Source organism: Vibrio brasiliensis LMG 20546, assembly GCF_000189255.1.
GTDB classification, from domain to species: domain Bacteria; phylum Pseudomonadota; class Gammaproteobacteria; order Enterobacterales; family Vibrionaceae; genus Vibrio; species Vibrio brasiliensis.
This window is the reverse complement of sequence record NZ_AEVS01000061.1, coordinates 1-18,505: the sequence shown is the minus strand read 5'-3', so window position 1 is coordinate 18,505 and position 18,505 is coordinate 1. Positions and strand designations below refer to the sequence as shown.

At 46.1% G+C, this 18,505-nt stretch carries 14 protein-coding genes and 5 tRNA genes; 16 read left to right on the top strand and 3 right to left on the bottom strand.

Annotated elements, in window-relative coordinates; genetic code table 11:
* The 4 genes from RH46_RS10180 (at window position 1) to RH46_RS10165 (ending at window position 411) form a co-directional block, all read left to right on the top strand.
* Window positions 1-74: transfer RNA gene (locus RH46_RS10180), tRNA-Cys, on the top strand.
* Window positions 75-77: 3 nt separating this feature from the next.
* Window positions 78-153 (top strand) — tRNA-Gly (locus tag RH46_RS10175).
* Window positions 154-219: 66 nt separating this feature from the next.
* A tRNA-Leu gene (locus RH46_RS10170) sits at window positions 220-306 on the top strand.
* A 31-nt stretch (window positions 307-337) separates the two neighbouring features.
* Window positions 338-411, top strand: a tRNA-Cys gene (locus RH46_RS10165).
* Window positions 412-463: 52 nt separating this feature from the next.
* Here RH46_RS10165 and RH46_RS10160 read toward each other — a convergent pair.
* The gene (locus tag RH46_RS10160) at window positions 464-1,441 is read right to left on the bottom strand and encodes a sensor domain-containing diguanylate cyclase (protein ID WP_006879352.1); all 978 of its coding nucleotides are present in this window, start codon (window positions 1,439-1,441) and stop codon (window positions 464-466) included.
* A gap of 332 nt (window positions 1,442-1,773) precedes the next feature.
* On the opposite strand from RH46_RS10160, the gene RH46_RS10155 reads away from it, so the two are divergent.
* From RH46_RS10155 to nirD, 9 genes are all read left to right on the top strand, one after another.
* Window positions 1,774-4,389, top strand: coding sequence for a nitrate reductase (locus RH46_RS10155; protein ID WP_006879351.1), 2,616 nt, complete (start codon window positions 1,774-1,776; stop codon window positions 4,387-4,389).
* Window positions 4,389-5,273: a uroporphyrinogen-III C-methyltransferase gene (gene cobA, locus RH46_RS10150; protein ID WP_006879350.1), complete on the top strand. Its 885-nt coding sequence runs from the start codon at window positions 4,389-4,391 to the stop codon at window positions 5,271-5,273. The genes RH46_RS10155 and cobA overlap by 1 nt, the downstream gene beginning before the upstream one ends.
* Window positions 5,270-6,217 (top strand): glycosyl transferase family protein, encoded by a 948-nt coding sequence (locus tag RH46_RS10145; protein WP_006879349.1) that lies wholly within the window; start codon window positions 5,270-5,272, stop codon window positions 6,215-6,217. The genes cobA and RH46_RS10145 overlap by 4 nt, the downstream gene beginning before the upstream one ends.
* Window positions 6,218-6,298: 81 nt before the next feature.
* On the top strand, window positions 6,299-6,880 hold the full coding sequence (locus RH46_RS10140) for an ANTAR domain-containing response regulator (RefSeq protein ID WP_006879348.1): 582 nt from the start codon (window positions 6,299-6,301) through the stop codon (window positions 6,878-6,880).
* A gap of 272 nt (window positions 6,881-7,152) precedes the next feature.
* The gene (locus RH46_RS10135; protein WP_006879347.1) at window positions 7,153-8,526 is read left to right on the top strand and encodes a CmpA/NrtA family ABC transporter substrate-binding protein; all 1,374 of its coding nucleotides are present in this window, start codon (window positions 7,153-7,155) and stop codon (window positions 8,524-8,526) included.
* Between the two features lie 66 nt (window positions 8,527-8,592).
* Window positions 8,593-9,561, top strand: a complete 969-nt coding sequence (locus RH46_RS10130) for an ABC transporter permease (protein ID WP_006879346.1) — start codon at window positions 8,593-8,595, stop codon at window positions 9,559-9,561.
* 12 nt (window positions 9,562-9,573) lie between these two features.
* Window positions 9,574-10,425: an ABC transporter ATP-binding protein gene (locus RH46_RS10125; RefSeq protein WP_006879345.1), complete on the top strand. Its 852-nt coding sequence runs from the start codon at window positions 9,574-9,576 to the stop codon at window positions 10,423-10,425.
* 10 nt (window positions 10,426-10,435) lie between these two features.
* A complete protein-coding gene (gene nirB / locus RH46_RS10120; protein ID WP_006879344.1) occupies window positions 10,436-12,919 on the top strand; it encodes a nitrite reductase large subunit NirB in 2,484 nt (827 codons plus the stop codon).
* Window positions 12,919-13,245, top strand: coding sequence for a nitrite reductase small subunit NirD (gene nirD, locus RH46_RS10115; protein WP_006879343.1), 327 nt, complete (start codon window positions 12,919-12,921; stop codon window positions 13,243-13,245). Before nirB ends, nirD begins: the two co-directional genes overlap by 1 nt.
* A gap of 58 nt (window positions 13,246-13,303) precedes the next feature.
* Here nirD and RH46_RS10110 read toward each other — a convergent pair whose 3' ends face one another.
* Window positions 13,304-14,653, bottom strand: a complete 1,350-nt coding sequence (locus RH46_RS10110; protein WP_006879341.1) for a sensor histidine kinase — start codon at window positions 14,651-14,653, stop codon at window positions 13,304-13,306.
* The gene (locus tag RH46_RS10105) at window positions 14,653-15,348 is read right to left on the bottom strand and encodes a response regulator transcription factor (protein ID WP_006879340.1); all 696 of its coding nucleotides are present in this window, start codon (window positions 15,346-15,348) and stop codon (window positions 14,653-14,655) included. The genes RH46_RS10110 and RH46_RS10105 overlap by 1 nt, the downstream gene beginning before the upstream one ends.
* A gap of 547 nt (window positions 15,349-15,895) precedes the next feature.
* On the opposite strand from RH46_RS10105, the gene RH46_RS10100 reads away from it, so the two are divergent.
* The 3 genes from RH46_RS10100 to RH46_RS10090 all read left to right on the top strand — a co-directional run bounded on the left by RH46_RS10100 (window position 15,896) and on the right by RH46_RS10090 (window position 18,460).
* A complete protein-coding gene (locus tag RH46_RS10100) occupies window positions 15,896-17,455 on the top strand; it encodes a hypothetical protein (RefSeq protein WP_006879339.1) in 1,560 nt (519 codons plus the stop codon).
* A 212-nt stretch (window positions 17,456-17,667) separates the two neighbouring features.
* On the top strand, window positions 17,668-18,180 hold the full coding sequence (locus tag RH46_RS10095; protein ID WP_006879338.1) for a hypothetical protein: 513 nt from the start codon (window positions 17,668-17,670) through the stop codon (window positions 18,178-18,180).
* Between the two features lie 193 nt (window positions 18,181-18,373).
* Window positions 18,374-18,460 (top strand) — tRNA-Leu (locus tag RH46_RS10090).
* The last annotated feature ends 45 nt before the right edge of the window (window positions 18,461-18,505 follow it).

Below are 18,505 nucleotides of genomic sequence, written 5' to 3'. Positions count from 1 at the left end.
GGCGCGTTGGCAGAGTGGCTATGCAGCGGATTGCAAATCCGTGGACCTCGGTTCGACTCCGGGACGCGCCTCCATTTGCGACACTAGCTCAGTTGGTAGAGCGCAACCTTGCCAAGGTTGAGGTCACGAGTTCGAACCTCGTGTGTCGCTCCAGATATTTAGATAACGGTAAATTGCCGTTGTTCCAGATGGTGTCTCCATCACAAGTTTTAGATTTGTGCCCTGGTGGTGGAATTGGTAGACACAAGGGATTTAAAATCCCTCGACGTTCGCGTTGTGCCGGTTCAAGTCCGGCCCGGGGCACCATCTAGATGCTTTCAGCATCGACAAAATTTGAGGCGCGTTGGCAGAGTGGCTATGCAGCGGATTGCAAATCCGTGGACCTCGGTTCGACTCCGGGACGCGCCTCCATTATTTTCGACAAAAACCAGCCTAGTGCTGGTTTTTTCGTATCTAAGCGAAGTTAAACCTCAGCCAGAGGCTTTAAATCATCCAGTTCGACCAAAGCAAAATCATTCTTACCGTTGTTCTTCACGTCGTACATAGCCTGATCAGCGCGTTGATAAATATCAGCAAACTCATGGGACACGCCACTAAACAGGCAGGCGCCGATGCTGAAGCCAATCTCAGCGTTGTTGTTACTATTTATCGATGGGGTTATCTCGTTTAGTAGGGTAGTACAGAGTTGACGGGCTTGCTCTTGCTTACAATCGCCACACAAAATAACAAACTCATCGCCTCCCAAGCGACCGACTCTGGCATTGTTAGGTGCTACACGCACCAGGCCTTCAGCTATCTCAATTAATAAGCGATCGCCTGCCTGATGGCCGGACTGGTCGTTAACATTTTTAAAGTTATCGATATCGATAAAGATTAACGCACTGGTTTTGTGGTGGTTTTTCTGTAGCTGGTTGTCGAATTCATCCTCAATCGCTATTCGATTAAGTACGCCGGTCAAAGGATCACTATTTGCCAGTTTAGCTAACTGGATTTCGTAGCGCTTTTCCTGAGTGATGTCGATATGAGTCCCCATCATTCTAATCGGAGCACCATGTTCATCGTATTCGACGACACGGCCACGATCAGAAACCCAGCTATCACTACCATCTTTATGAACCATGCGATGAATGACCTGATAGAGGTCTGTTTTGCCGGAGATATGATCTTCGAATGCGCCTACCGCTAAGTCATAATCATCGGGGTGTAAGTTACTTTTCCACGTATCGACTGTCGCGGTCAGCTCGTTAGGTTGGTAGCCAAGCATTTTTCCCCATTCCATATTGAAAATGGTCAGGGTGCCCGATGGAACGTGCTGTTCCCACAGACATAGGCCGTTACCGTCTAAAGCAACGTTAAGTTTCTCTTGTAGACGTTGATTGGCTCGCAGTAATTGCTCGTTCTCACGCTTTAGCTGCTCTATTTGTTTTTTGTAGTCGTCCATTACTATCCCTGCTATAGCGACTAAATCAGCATCAGGAGACTATAACTCATTCTCAGGGTGAATATCTATGAGCGGGTAACTCAACAGCTTAATGAACCAACGACGATTCATCTGATAACGCACCGAATAGAGCCTAGATGCACAAACTTAGTGCAAAGCTATAAATAGACCGTCTATAAGTTACTGAATTATATAGAGTGTAATCTATGGCACTCTAATTGCTCACTAGAAACAGCCCTCCTTGTATGGAGGCTCAAAAAATATAACAACGTCACAGGCAACGAAGCCTCTCTCGTCCGCGAGAGAGGCTTTCGTCGTTTAAGGAGTGAGTGATGACAACGGAATGTACAAAAACTGCCTGCCCATATTGTGGAGTAGGGTGTGGAGTTGAAGTTAATCAATTAGGAATTGTTGGTGATAAAAAGCACCCCGCTAATCAGGGGTCATTATGTGTAAAAGGATCTGCCTTGGCACAAAGTCTCGATATGCCATCTCGCTTGCTTTACCCCAAGTATCAAGGCCAAGAGATTAGTTGGGAACGAGCCACCGATCTTATTGCGGATGCTTATCATCAAGCGATTGAAAGTCGTGGGCCTGATTCGACAGCCATGTACGTTTCTGGGCAACTGTTAACGGAAGATTACTATCTAGCCAACAAGTTTATGAAGGGGGTAGTAGGCAGTGCCAACATAGATACCAATTCACGTTTATGTATGTCCTCTGCGGTTGTCGCTCATAACCGGGCTTTCGGTGAAGACGTTGTCCCCGTAAGTTATAACGATATTGATGCAGCAGACATGATCGTTATCTGTGGCGCCAATACAGCCTGGACACACCCAGTACTATTTCGCCGTATTCAGCAAGCCAGGGAGCGTAACCCTAAATTGAAGATGGTGGTGATCGACCCGCGTGAAACCGTCACGGCTCAACAGGCGGATCTACATCTGGCGATCGAAAATGACGGTGACATCGCCCTGTTCAACGGTTTGTTAAAATACTTGATTGAACACGAACAGTTAGATCATCACTTCATTGCGCAGCATACCGAAGGAAGCAAACAGCTATTTGAACACCTTGTCTCAGAGCAGTATTCGCTTGATTCTCTTAGTCAGCACCTGAGTCTGAGTAGCGAACAACTTACGACATTTTTCAATTGGTTTGCCACGACTAAGCGGGCAGTGACACTATTCTGTCAAGGAGTTAATCAATCGCAATTTGGAGCTGATAAGGCCAACGCAATTATTAATGCGCATCTGGCAACGGGAAAAATTGGTCGCGCTGGTTCGGGGCCATTTTCAATTACCGGCCAGCCAAATGCAATGGGAGGACGTGAAGTCGGTGGATTGGCCAATCAGTTGGCAATTCACAGAGGGTTCGACCACCAATCTATTGAGCTAATCAGTGAGTTTTGGCAAACCGACCGACTTGCCCGAAAGCCGGGTTTAAAAGCAATTGAGATGTTTGAAGCGGTAGAACGTGGCGATATCCAAGTGATCTGGATTATGGCGACCAATCCGGTGGTTTCTATGCCGGATAACAGATTTATTCAGCAAGCACTGAAGAAATGTCCTTTAGTAATTGTTTCAGATGTGACAGCCGAATCAGATATCGCTCAGTACGCGGACTTGCTTCTGCCCGCTGCAGGATGGGGCGAAAAGCAGGGTATGGTAACCAATTCCGAACGTATGCTTACACGCCAGCGGCAGTTTCAAAAGCCAAAGGGTTTAGCGAAGCCTGACTGGCAGGCGATTGCAATGGTCGCCTCCAAGGTGAGCGCACGCCTTGCGATGCAAGATGGATTCAAGTTTTTAACAGAAGCAGAGGTGTTTGGCGAATATGCCGCCATGACAGGCTTGAACAAAAACAGTTCATTACTGTTAGATTTGTCGGAATACGCTCAGATTAGTGAGCAAGAGTACGCAGCGTGGCAGCCAGTCCAGTGGGGAGGTGCCCATCCATTTGCTAATGGCCAGTTTAGTTTTGATGACGGAAAAGCAAGGTTTATCGTTCCGTCCCATTCTCAAGCTAGCGATAAAATGCAGTGGTGGTTAAACACAGGGCGACAGCGTGACCAATGGCATACCATGACTCGCACTGGACACATAGCGCATTTAGCTGCGACGGAAGCTGAACCGACAGTTTATCTTAATTCGCGCTCGGCGGATTGTTTAAACATCAAGCAAGGTCAGTTAGTGTCAGTTTCCAGCTCAGAAAACAACCAAAGCATTGTCGCCAAAGCAGAATTTGACGACGGCTTGAGTGATAAACAACTGTTTATGTCGATGCACTGGGCGGGTAAATACGCACAGTTTAATCAGGTTAACGCTATTTTAAGCCGTAAGTCAGATCTTCATTCAGGACAGCCTGCATTCAAATCGCAACCTGTCGAGCTACAAGCCGTAAGGGTCAATTGCTATGGCATGTACCTGGGTGACCAATTCAGTCACAAGGACTTCATCTATCATTCGTTTCAAACCGAAGAGAGAACTGGTGTGTGGCGTTTTGCCAGCCGCGATTGGCTTGATAAAAGTAGTGCAAGTGAGCTAGGAGGCACTCTTTGCGAGCGTCAGTTAGTTATGGATATCGAAAAAGGATGGTTAGCTATCGGCTACGACAATGCTGGTGAGCAAAAAATCATCCGTTCACTCATACTGATTTCTGGTCAACCGATTACCGTCACTTCAGCTGATCTGGCCCGTTTAATCGGAGCACCACTGACGTTTTCGAGACTCCTTTCCGTTGCCGCACAGCAAGAGAAAGCTCTACTGGTATGCAGCTGTTTACGTGTCAACGATCAGCAGATAATACGTGAATTAGAGAGTGGTGATTGTACTTCAGTGCTTCAGCTAAAAAACAAACTTAAATGTGGCACCAACTGTGGATCGTGCTTGCCGCAAATAGCCGCCTTGGTCGACCAACATAGCCAAACAGTGATAGTGAGCAAGTGATGAAAACAGATCAAAGATTAAAAGACGGTTCATACCGCAACTTGCGCAGTGCAGGCTTCAGTTGCCACCAGTTGAGTCGAAACGACCATAGCAGTCATATCAATTGTAACTCTGCATCATCCGTTAAAGGCAGAGTCTACTTGGTGGGAGCAGGTCCAAATGACCCAGAATTGTTGACGCTAAAAGCACTAAGAGTAATTAAACGTGCGGATGTCATTGTTTATGATCGACTGGTTAATCGAGAGATACTCGATTTCGCTCCTGCTCACTGTCAGCAAGTCTATGTAGGTAAACGTTGTGGTCAGCCGAGTCTGGAACAACAAGAGATCAGTCGTTTACTGGTGGAGTTTGCCGTGCTTGGCAAAACTGTTGTCAGACTCAAGGGCGGTGACCCATTTATATTTGGTCGCGGTGGTGAAGAGGCATTGATGTTAGCCAAACACAATCTCGAATATCAGGTCATACCGGGTATTACAGCCGCAATTGGTTGTGCAGCTTCGTCTTTTATCCCCCTGACGCATCGACAGGTTGCTCGCAGCGTAACCTTAGTGACAGGTCAGGTCGTGACAGGAGCATTACCGGCATGGTCGCAACTGGTTAACGCCGGACAAACTCTGGTGTTTTACATGGGGTTAGAGAAATCTGATCAGATAAGTACTGGTCTGATGGAGTATGGTCTTAGTGGTGATTTTCCGCTGGCCATCGTCACACATGGATGCAGTCCTCAGCAGATAGTCCATGTCACTAGTTTGGATCAGCTTGTTTCCAAAGCGAATGAACTCAAAGGAGTAAGCCCGGCATTGATTATCTTGGGGGAAGTAGTCAAACTGCGAAAAGAACTACAAACAACCGTAGAGTCAGTGATCTCTCAAGAGGAAGTATGAGCACGATATTAGAATGTATTCGCACTGTTGGTCGTGGTGAGCGCGGGCGCAAACCTTTGACTTTTGAACAAGCTTATCGAGTAATGGACGAGTATCTGGATGGTAAATGTGATGACGACCAGATGGCTATGTTACTTATGCTTATACGTGTTCAGAATGAAACCCAACAAGAGATCGCAGGTTTTGTTAAGGCTTTTCAGTCTCGGGTACCAAACTTAGGTGCGGATATTGATTGGCCTTGCTATGCGGGTAAACGTACCAGTGCGGGCCAACCATGGCATTTACTGTCTGCTAAGCTGCTAGCGGGCGCTGGCTATAAAGTACTTCTCCACGGTTACCACGATCGACCTGCAGGGCGTTTACATGCAGAGGATTATTTGGCGGCACTCGGGATACCTCTGGCGGAGTCACCGCAGCAGGCACAAGAGTTATTGCAACAGTTTGGTATCGCTTATCTGCCGCTTAAGCACTTTGCCCCACAAGCTGAAGTGATGATTGGTTGGAAAAATCGTTATGGTTTAAGAACACCAATTAACACGGTCGTTCGTGCACTAAACCCAGGTGGCGCTGCAGTAGGTCTTCGCGGTAGCTTCCATCCCGGTTTTCAGCAATTGCATGCTGAGGTAGAGAGTGAAATCGGTCTCAGCAGTCATGCTGTTGTCTCGTTCAAAGGCCAGTCTGGCGAATCAGAATACAACCCTAAAGTAAGCCAAACAGTGTGGATCAGTACACAGCAAGGCGTCGAGTCTCATTATTGGACGGAACGTATGCTAACGGACATTCCGATGCCGAAGGAATGTCTTTTCAATACTGACACCAATGAGTTAAATATGATGGCGAACACCGTTGTGTCGACGATGGCTGCGGTTCTGTTCGCACAGCTCAACGATTATGAACAGGGATTCGAAAAAGCATACCAGCTATGGTCTGAATACTGTCGATAACCCGCTTAAATCCCAGCAAAAAGCTAATTGGCATATTCCTTGTTATGTCTCTTGTAGATAGAGACATAACAAGGAATGTTGATGAAAGCAAAACTCTCCCAAAACCCCATTGTTATCTGTTGTGATCGACTCGAACAACAAGTCAAATTAACCACTCAGCTCGCTCAGGAATACGACGAAATCTCAACCTGCCAACTCAGTCAGTTTGAGGTGATGATCGAAAGGGAACCTGATGCCTGTGTCGTTATCGGCTGGCAAAGTATCTGTGCTGAGCTCTGTCTGATGATAGATGTTTGTCGCAAGCGAAATACCCCATTACTGATCGTCCTTGAAAAGATTAACGTTAATGATATTAACCGTTTACCTAAACAAGTCGACTATGTAGTGATTGCGTCGGATTGGCAGTCAACACTCAGCCCTTGGCTACAACAAGCGCAAAACTTACGTAGTTCGGTTGTAAAACTAGAGCAAAAAATCGATGGGTTAGAAACTCGTTTGGAGGACAGAAAGTTGATTGAAAAAGCCAAAGGGATGTTAATGAAACTCCATCAGGTTGATGAGCAACAAGCCTATCAGGCGATGAGAAAATCGGCGATGCAATCGAGTCAGCCCCTAGGCCAGGTCGCTAGAAACTTGCTGCAAACGTTAGAGGCATTGAAGTGAATTACCCACCACTTTAGGGTTATAACAAAAAATCCGCAATGGTGCGGTCTGCACTAATAGTAAGCAACTCACTCGCTGCTCACTAACTGATTTTTAATAACTGAATGATTTAAAAGGATTTAATGAATTGGCACACATCTTGGAATAGTTAAACCAGCATTATGACAATTTGTTCAATCGTGACCTTACATTATCAACGGCGGTAATAGACAAGGATGCAATGGCGCTACGACTCTGCGGAGGCGTGGCGCCTTTTTTATTGGAGAAAACTTATGAAATGGAAGACATTAGCCAAGCAGTCATTCTCTGCGGTAACGCTGACGACGCTTTTTTACTTACCTAGCTCGTTTGCCGAGATTGGAGAACCTGAACTTGAAGACCTCAAATTTGGTTTTATCAAGCTGACTGATATGGCGCCGCTAGCGGTTGCCTATGAAAAAGGCTTTTTCGAAGACGAAGGGTTGTACGTCACTTTAGAAGCACAGGCAAACTGGAAAGTATTGCTAGACCGGGTCATTGATGGGGAACTCGATGGTGCACATATGCTATCAGGCCAACCACTTGGAGCAACGATAGGCATTGGCACCAAAGCCGAAGTGATTACCGCGTTCAGCATGGACCTCAATGGCAATGCAATTACCGTCTCGAACAAAACATGGCAGCAGATGAAGCCACATATTCCTATGCAGGCAGATGGTAAACCCGTTCATCCAATTAAGGCTGATGCCCTGAAACCTGTGGTGGAAAGTTATCTGGATCAAGGTAAGCCATTCAATATGGGGATGGTGTTCCCGGTATCAACCCATAACTACGAGATACGTTACTGGTTAGCCGCGGGTGGTATTCATCCGGGATATTACGCACCTGATGCTGGCGATAACAGCGGTCAGATCAACGCAGAGGTAATGTTAAGCGTTACGCCACCACCACAAATGCCAGCAACGATGGAGGCTGGAACCATAGAAGGCTACAGCGTTGGTGAACCCTGGAACCAGCAAGCGGTATTTAAAGGTATTGGCGTACCGGTTGTGACTGATTACGAAATCTGGAAAAACAATCCAGAGAAAGTGTTTGGAGTGTCGAAGAGCTGGGCCGAAAAATATCCAAATACTCACATACGCGTGGTTAAGGCGCTGATCAGAGCAGCCCATTGGCTCGATGATAATAACAACGCCAACCGAGCTGAAGCCGTAAAGCTACTGGCGAAGAGCGAATATGTAGGGGCTGATTTCGATGTTATTGCCAACTCAATGACCGGGACTTTTGAATACGAAAAAGGCGATGTACGTGAAGTGCCGGACTTCAATGTCTTTTTCCGCCATAACGCAACTTATCCTTACTACAGTGATGCAATCTGGTATCTGACGCAGATGCGTCGATGGGGGCAAATCTCTCAACAAAAACCGGATCAATGGTATATGGATGTCGCTAAGAAGGTTTACCGTCCAGACATTTACCAACAGGCAGCACAAGCCTTGGTTGAAGATGGGGTGTTAAGCGAGAAAGACTTCCCTGACTTTGATCAGGAAGATGGGTTTCGTGCTCCACAGACACATTTTATCGACAACATCGTTTATGACGGCCGCACTCCGAATGACTACCTGAAGCAGTTTTCAATCGGCTTAAAAGGCAAAGACAAAGTTTAACCCCTGCCAGGAGGGGAGACTGTCCCCTCCAAATTACAACAATGACAAGGATGTATAGGAGTCGTTATGTCGAGCAATGTAATTTCACTGATGCCGAGTAAGAAGATGGTTGCTAACAAGAGCAAGGCGTTTCTGCTCCCAGCAATAGGAATCTTAATATTCTTAATGATGTGGCACTTTAGTGCGCGTCAGGTAGAGACCTCACTGGGTACCTTACCGGGCCCGGCGCAAACCTATCAACAGTTCAGTAATCTCGTTGTAGAGCACTGGGCAGAAAGAGAAAAAGAAGTCGCCTTTATAGAGCGACAAGAAAAACGCAACGCAGCGAAACTGGCGAAGAATCCCGAAGCTAAGGTCAAAATTCGACCATATACGGGGAAGCCCACTTTCTTCGACCAAATCGTGACCAGCTTAATCACTGTTGCCAGTGGATTTTTGTTAGCAACAGCCATTGCTATTCCACTTGGTATTGTACTTGGCTTAAACCAAGGCGCTTACCAGGCATTCAACCCAATAATTCAACTACTAAAGCCTGTATCACCTTTGGCGTGGCTACCTATTGTCACCATGGTGGTGAGCGCGACTTATGTTAGTGATGACCCGCTATTTGCTAAGTCATTTGTCAATTCATTGCTGACAGTTGCACTTTGTAGCCTATGGCCAACCTTGATCAATACAGCGGTTGGCGTAACCAGCGTTGATAAGGATCTAATCAATGTCAGCAAGGTTCTGCAACTTTCGTGGTGGCAACATATCCGGGTGATCGTTCTGCCTTCTGCAATTCCGATGATTTTTACTGGCTTGCGACTCTCTCTCGGTATTGCCTGGATGGTTCTGATTGCCGCAGAAATGTTGGCACAAAACCCAGGGTTGGGAAAATTTGTCTGGGATGAATTTCAAAATGGTAGCTCGGCGTCACTCGGTCGAATTATGGTTGCAGTCATTGCCATTGGCTTTATTGGGCTGCTACTTGACCGAGGAATGTTACAGCTGCAGAAGTGGTTGTCATGGAATAAACAGCAGGCATTGCGATAAAAGGAGTTTGTTATGTCTAAAGCGCTACTCGATTTAACCCAGTTGGGAATGAGGTTCCCAACACCAAACGGCGAATTTATCGCACTTAAGAATGTGAACCTACAGATTAAACAAGGCGAGTTTATTTCGCTAATTGGTCATTCCGGCTGTGGTAAGTCTACCGTACTCAACCTGGTTGCAGGGCTACATTTACCAACCGATGGTGGAGTGATCGTTGATGGACGAGAAGTGAGTGGGCCGGGGCCGGAACGTGCTGTGGTTTTCCAGAACCATTCGTTATTGCCATGGTTAACGGTTTATCAGAACGTCGAACTAGCCGTTAAACAGATCGCTGCGCAGCATTGCGGTGAACAAAACCTCAAAGAGTGGATTAAGCAGCAGGTCGAACACTACCTTGATTTGATTCAAATGTCCCATGCTGCGGATAAGAAACCCGATGAGATTTCTGGCGGAATGAAACAGCGTGTAGGAATTGCCAGAGCGTTAGCATTGAAACCTAAGGTTCTGTTGATGGATGAACCGTTTGGCGCTCTCGATGCACTGACACGTGCCCACCTACAAGACTCTCTGATGAAGATTCAGTCCGAGCTAAATAATACCGTCATTATGATTACCCACGATGTCGATGAAGCCGTGCTCTTGTCCGACAAAATTGTGATGATGACCAATGGACCTGCTGCAACGATTGGCGAGGTTCTATCGATTGATCTGCCAAGACCCCGAGATCGCGTTGCACTCGCCGAAGACAGTCAGTACCAGAAGTATCGTCAGAGTGTGCTGCGCTTCCTATATGAAAAACAGTCTAAACAGCTTAAGCCCGCTAAAAGCAAACAACCAGTCGATGCGCCCGCTCAGACGGCGTAAGGAGAAGATAATGGAACATATCGTAATAGTTGGTAACGGCATGGTCGGCCACCATTTAGTTGCCCAACTGGTTGAACGTGGTGCACATTTGCAAAAGAGAATTACAGTGGTTGGTGAGGAGCGATTTATCGCCTATGACCGCGTTCAATTGTCGTCGCTATTTGCTGGCAATAGCCATCAGGATTTGATGTTAAGCAGCGAAGAGTGGTACAGCAAACATGGTATTGAGTTAATACTGGGATGTCAGGTCAGCAAAATCGAGCGAGAAAATAAACGTTTACTGCTTGATGGTGACAGTGTGATTGGTTACGACCAACTCGTGTTGGCTACAGGGTCATATCCTTTCGTTCCTCCAATTCAAGGCAATGACCGAAGCAATATCTTCGTGTATCGAACCCTCGATGATCTATCCGAAATAAAAACGGCCTGTCAGGGAGCCAAAACAGGTGCGGTTATTGGTGGTGGTTTATTAGGACTAGAAGCCGCTAACGCTCTTAAACTACTTGGGGTTAAAACTCATGTCATCGAATTTGCTCCGCGTTTGATGCCTGTCCAGCTAGATGATCAAGCAGGTTCGGTGCTGAAAAGTAAAATCGAACAGTTGGGATTGTCAGTCCATACTGCCACAGCAACGGAGAAAATCTGTGACGGTGAGACGGCTCACCATCGAATGGTCTTTAAAGATCAAGAGCCACTAGAAGTAGACGTCATCGTATTTTCTGCAGGTATTCGTCCTCAGGATACATTGGCAAAAGCTGCGCAACTCGAGGTCGGTGAGCGCGGTGGGGTTGTTATTAATGACCAGTGTAAGACCAGCGATAACAACATTTATGCGATCGGTGAATGTGCATTGTGGCAAGAGAAGGTATTTGGTTTGGTCGCGCCAGGATACACCATGGCTAGAGTGGTCGCTGATGAGTTGTCAGGTCGTGACAGTGCTGGATTCTCCGGAGCCGATATGAGCACCAAACTCAAGTTACTTGGTGTAGATGTAGCTTCGATTGGCGATGCACACAAAGCGACTGAAGGCGCGCAAGAGATGATCCTCAATGATGCTGTGCAAGGTGTCTATAAAAAGCTGGTGGTCGATGCAACAGGCACTCAGTTACTTGGGGCTATTCTGGTCGGTGATAACTCAGATTATGATGCGTTATTACAGTGCTACCTGAACCAGACAGTGTTGCCTGATCACGCAGCAAATCTTTTGTTTGATACTGACATGCTTGGTAACGAGATGGCCGATAGTAGCGTGATTTGCTCATGTCACAATGTCACTAAAGGCGATTTGGTCAGTGCGATTCATGCAGGCGCGCATCAATTGGATGTATTGAAAGCAGAAACGAAAGCTGGCACAGGTTGTGGTGGCTGCAGCAACATGGTTAAAACCGTGCTCGATACCGAACTGACGGCGATGGGTGTAGAAGTGGACAATAATATCTGTGAACATTTCGCGTTATCCCGTCAGGAGCTATTCCACATCTGCCAGGTGGAGGAAATCAAAGACTTTGCCTCTTTGATTGAAAAACATGGTCATGGACATGGGTGTGACCTGTGTAAACCTACCGCTGCGTCAATTTTTGCATCGCTATGGAACGAACACATTATGGAGCCTCAGCACAGCAGCCTGCAGGATTCTAATGACGCCTTTATGGCCAACCTACAAAAGGATGGTTCATATTCAGTTGTTCCACGTGTTGCTGGCGGGGAAATCACCCCTGATAAACTCATTGCATTAGGGCAGGTGGCAAAGAAATACGATCTTTACACCAAAATTACTGGCGGGCAGAGAGTTGATCTGTTTGGTGCTCAGGTAGAGCAGTTACCGGAAATCTGGCAAGCGTTGATTGATGCGGGCTTCGAAACTGGTCATGCCTATGGTAAGTCACTGCGAACGGTAAAATCTTGTGTCGGTTCTACATGGTGTCGCTACGGAGTCGATGACTCAGTCGGGCTAGCGATTGAGCTAGAGAATCGTTACAAAGGACTCAGAGCACCGCACAAAATTAAGTTTGCTGTATCAGGTTGTACGCGTGAATGCGCCGAAGCTCAGAGTAAAGATATTGGAGTGATTGCCACCGAAAATGGCTGGAACCTTTACGTTTGTGGCAATGGGGGAATGAGGCCAAGGCATGCTGATCTGTTCGCGACAGATCTTTCTAAACCGGAGTTGATCGCGCTGATAGATCGGGTGTTGATGTTCTATGTGCGTACGGCTGACCGATTACAAAGAACCTCAGTGTGGATGGAGAATCTTGAAGGTGGGTTAGATTACCTAAAACAAGTGGTCATAGAAGACTCGCTAGAGATTGTAGAGTCGCTTGAAAAGCAGATGCAACATATTGTCGATACTTACCAGTGTGAATGGAAGAGTACACTGGATACTCCTGAAAAGCTGGTCAAATTCAAACCATTCGTCAATGCAGATACTGGTAGTCAGTTATTACCCTACCAAAGGGTTCGGGGACAACGTATTCCTGCTAAGGAGGAAGTGTAATGGAAGCACTCGAAAGCGTAAAAGTGTGTGAGTTATCTGAACTGACACCATATCAGGGAAGAACAGCGATGATCGACGGACAACAGGTTGCGCTGTTTTATATCCCGGACTCAGGTCTGTTTGCACTACAGAACTGGGACCCGATAGGTAAGGCATACGTATTGAGCAGGGGTATTGTCGGTGATTTCAAAGGGAAGCTGTGTGTGGCGTCTCCTTTATTCAAACAGCATTTCTGTCTAGAAAGCGGCGAATGTATCGAGGACCCAAAGGTAACGCTTCAGCGTTGGCGGGTCAGAGAGCAGCAAGGCAATATAGTCGTAGGCTGATTGAACAGAGGTTTACGACACTGATTAATGCCCTTGACCACTTGGTTCAGGGCATTTGTTACTCTGGAATGGTAGGGATAAACACGGTAAACCTTGCACCGCCAAGTTCACTATCACCGATGTTGATCGTCCAGTTGAGCAGTCTGGCTGCATTATCTGCAATCGCCAGACCAAGACCAAACCCGCCGTTATTAGCGTTACGACTTTTATCGAGCCGGGAGAAAGCGAGAAAAATCTCATCGCGCTTATCTTCCGGAATGCCGCAGCCATTGTCCTCAACACTAACTGTCCAGTAGGTTTGATGTTGACATAAACGAACCACGACAACCCCATTACCGTAACGGTCTGCGTTTTTGAACAGGTTATCAAGCACCAGTTTTGCCAATGTCACCGGTACGGTTATCTGTTCATTCTCGATGCCATCATCTATGTAGAATTGACTGTCGGCACTCGACATCATCTGTAGACGACCCAGACAAAACTGAGCGAAAGGTATCTCGGCAGTATCAAGTCGCTCGGCAGAGGTGTCTGATTTATTGGTTAGCTTAGATAACTGATGGATGTCAGTCGTCAGACTCGATATATCCTGGATATAGTCGTCAATATCATTAAATAGCTGCTTCTTATCAGGACAGTCATCGCGCTGAACCAAGTCACAGGCCATCTGTATTTTACTCAGTGGTGTGCGAACTTCGTGTGGAATCGCGTGTGAGAAGACTTGTCCCTGTTTAACCAGTCGTTCGATATCATCCGCCATATTATTAAAGCTGTGAGTAATTTCGCTTATCGGTGAGATATGATAATCGTCCGCTCGGATCCCCAGCTCTCCGCCGCCGAAACGTTGTTGTATTTTAATCAGGCGATTAATTCTTTTGTTTACGCGATACAAAGGAAGGTAAATCAGAAGCCCCAGAGCAATACTCATTGTAAAGAACAAACAGAGCATGAAATGAATCTCACGATCTTGGTACCATGGCGTAGCGGCGATAAAAGGATCCTCTATCTCCCTGAAAATCATGTGTTGCTTAGAGTTAGGGATGGGGAGGGCAGTATGCAGTAGCTCATCCTCATCCATATAAACCTTTACCCCCTGAGAACTGAGGTAAAGTGTGCAGTTGGCACACAAAGGTTTATTTGGGTCTAAGTCAGATTCAAGCGAGAGGGTGTAATCGTAGAATGTCAGATGCTGAAACTGATTAAGTCGCGTGTATAGTCCTTGTGGTTCATAGCGGCTATTGACGTAATGTTGAGCATAGTTAACACCGTCACCAACAAAGGTTTCAATATCACCCTGACGCAGATAGTGACTGCCAAAGTGCATAAACAGTGCAAAGGTAACGATTAAGCCAATCAGGCTTTCAGTGTAAAGGCAGGCAAACATCGACCTGGGGCGGGACTTGAACTGCATTAGTTGTTGCCTACCAGCTTGTAGCCCTGATTACGGATCGTTTTGATTGAAGCACTATACACCTCGGCTTGAATCAGTTTTTTCCGTAAACCAGAAACACGCATATCTATCGAGCGATTATTGACGTCGTACTCTATCCCACGCGCTAATCGACAACAGTGTTCACGCGACACTGTCTGTCCGCAATGTTCGACCAAGAGTTGCAGGATCTCGAACTCAGAATTTGTCAGGCTAAGGGGTTTATGGTCGTAGTAGGCGGTTTGGTTCTTAGTATTAATGACGATACCGTGTGCATCGGCAACGTGACATACTTGTTCCAGAGTTTGCTGGCGCTTATATCGGCGCAGTAGAGCTTCGATACGTGCGACGAGGATGTGTCCCTTTACTGGCTTAGTCACATAGTCATCTGCCCCAAACTTTAGCAAACTGACTTCGCTCATTTCGTCTTCAGCTGCGGTTAAGACCATGATCATCCCAGTGTAAAACTGACGAGCTTCATTGCAGATTTCAGCACCAGATTTACCAGGTAACATCAGGTCTAGTAGAACCAAGTCCGGTTGAGTATTGCGTATCCTCTCAATCGCAAGCGCGCCATCATCAATGACGTCAACGTCATAACCTTCTGCAGTAAGATACATTTTAGTTAACTGAGAAATATCTTTATCGTCTTCGATTAATAATATCTTGGAATTCATCTACCGACGGCACCACCTTGAACTACTTGCGCCGCAGTATATAACAATCGAGTCATGCTTCAAGCCAACCGATTGCTTACGCGAATAGGTACTTAACTGAAATAAGAGCGTTGAATTGAGGAAGGATCTTAGATTAAACAACCTGCTGGCGACGTCTCGGCAACGATGGATATCAATAAGGTAATTGTTCTCGTTTACACACATCGAGCTGAAATGCTTACAAACGCTTACGTAACCAAAATTACCGTATTAAAGCCCTATAAAATCAGATTGTTGGTAACAAGATGCTGTAAAAATTAGTTACTTGGCTTCCAATTCTGGCCCCAAATTTTCAACTTCTACGCTTGCCAAATGTAAGAAGAGTCTTGCCCCTGCTTACATTCCTTTATTGGTTTTCGTTACGCGTTCTGATGCGTAATTGCCTTGGGTGAGTGGGTTGTTTAGCATCCTCAACCACTACTGTGTAACGCTGATTTTAGTCTCCCTGGTGTGACGGTTACACAGCCTAATCAATCCAGCTCTGATTAGCTGTAAACGGGCAAAATAGATGAAAAAAACAAGCTTATCGCTAATGGTGTCACTCATCCTGGTTACAGGGTGTGGTAGTGACAGTAACTCGAATAACTCCTCCAATGGTTCTACGACAAATGCGGGAGTTTCACTGCCGGTAATTCAGGGCTCAGCGATTGGCTCTGCAACCTTCTATTCGACAGTGCCCGAAGAGTTCGCGGTTGAAGGAATTGACCGTTATGTCAAGTTAACGCCGAGAAGCAATGTGAGCAGAAGTTCACGCAGTTCCTCATCTGAACCAGCCATTAACATTATTGCAGCTGACGACGGGGTTGGTGGAGAAAAGATTCGTCGTGCTGTCATGATCATGCAGCATCTGCTAACGGACTATGCTGGAAGCACTTATGGCGCGGATAAAACTTCAATCGCAGCATCGATGGCTGAGCGTAACGCTACCTTGATGCTAACCGCAAATGATGAAGACAACGAAGCGTTGATGATGAGGTTGTTTGTCAAAGAAGCCTTTAGACAGGGGCAACTGGAAAGCTGGGTGTCAGCTTCCGGCGCCAGCACTCTGGCAGGGCTCGACTTTTCAAGTGAGAATACCTTTATCGAATCGTTTAACGAGTACAGTGACAAACAGACCGAAGATGACGCTGAAAAAGTAACTTCGAGTTTTCTTGAGGGTGTTTATAAAAGTGCTCAAACGCCTCAGTGGCTAATCAACAGTCAGGCATTAATGTACCGGGAGCTAACACTAGATGGCGACTGCCACTACATGAGTAAGTACGCCAACTACTGTGCGGATCTGGGGGTTAACGCTGATCGTGATGCCGGGTATGAGGAAATCTTACATATTGTTCAGGCGCAAGGTATTGCGCCAAATGACAATTATAAAGCCTTACAGCGAGATATCGATAACCGAGCATTAAACATCTACAATAATTCTGAAGACATCTGGAAACCTGAAAAATCAACCTGGGATGACTGGATTAGTGATGACGTTAACTCTGACGTAATAGGAACAACCTATTCACATGAGTATTTAGCGGCTGCATTTGAAGCCTACATGGGGGTTTCAAAACACAATGGAGCAGGACTGGATGGCTATAAGGCATTGACGCGGGATGAGATGAAAGCTCAGGACCCGGATGCAGAAGGTTGGATTTCAGAGCTGTTCCATGATTATCTTCAATACACGGCGCGTATTGACTCAACAGGCGTGAGCACATTTCACCGCAACCAGTTTCCTGGCAGTAGTGACACTCCTACGTTTAAGATGAACCTTGATGATGCGGTTGCAGGTGAAGAGTATACGTCTAAATCTCAATGGTTACTCAATGCCAAAATCATCGGCAACGACACCATTAACCTGACGGCTAATGATCAAGACAACACCCTTGAAGGAAACGAGAAAGACAATGTCATCGATGGCAAAGCTGGTTCTGATAACTATGTGGTGGATGCGGATTACGCAGACTGTACGCGTGTAGAAGCGCAGGTAAACAGCTTTATTGTCGAATGTCCTTCACAAGGGACAGACACCTTAATCAACATGGAAAAAGTGACCTTTAAGGACCGTACTTTACAGATTTAGTCTTAACGAAATGATGTGACTCTATCACCTCACAGAAGAAATGAAGCCAGTGCTATAACACTGGCTTTTTGTTTATCGGTAATGATAAAAGGCGGTCGAAGAGATCTTTATTGGAACGAACAGTCTTCATTTTTGAAAATTAAACATTTGCATTTGGTAGTGGAAATGCAATAGAACAGTGTTCATAATGCTTCACCTAGTTAGGAGAACCTATGAATAGAATTTGGTTAGTGGCCATATTGAGTACATTACTTGCTGGGTGCGTACTCTACCCAACGACACGCGAATACTACAAACCGGTATTAAAACAAGGGCAAACAGAAGTTGCCAGCCGCAGCTGTGGTTACCACAAAGCAAAACACGATGGCATCGCACAGAATTACTCAGAACATTTAGTTAGCGTGTATCCAAGCAGTGATACAGACAACAGTATTTCGATCGTTGCGGTACTGGAAACGAAAGTTGAACAAAATAAGTTGGTCCACGCAGAAGTGGTGACGGAAAGTGGCGCGTTAATGAGCGGTCCAAGTCAGTTTCAATTAACGTCCAAATACTATGATGGTCAGGGTATTTACCGCTCTTGGTTTGAGGCGAAGTATCCACCTTTGAAAGCGAAACCGGAACAACTGACGATCCTGGTTACCGATGAAGATGGTAAGAGCTTAGAGTTTAACTTTGAGCATACCAGTCAAAGTGACATCTATTACTCATCGATCAATTGTTAGTAATGACGTGCATGTTTAGAACTGATTGATTATTAGCAGATTTTGTCAATATCTAGCCGTTAAGCCGTTTTTTTCAGCATTTAAACCAAGATAATCATTTAATTGGTTGACCTGAAAAACTATTGCGCTAAAGTACGCCTCGTTCCAGCGACGAAGCTTGTTGGAATGATGGTGTACCATCGCATACTGCGTTGCCCTGGTGGTGGAATTGGTAGACACAAGGGATTTAAAATCCCTCGGCGTTCGCGCTGTGCCGGTTCAAGTCCGGCCCGGGGCACCATCTTGATGTTAGGTTCACATCAATACAATTTGAGGCGCGTTGGCA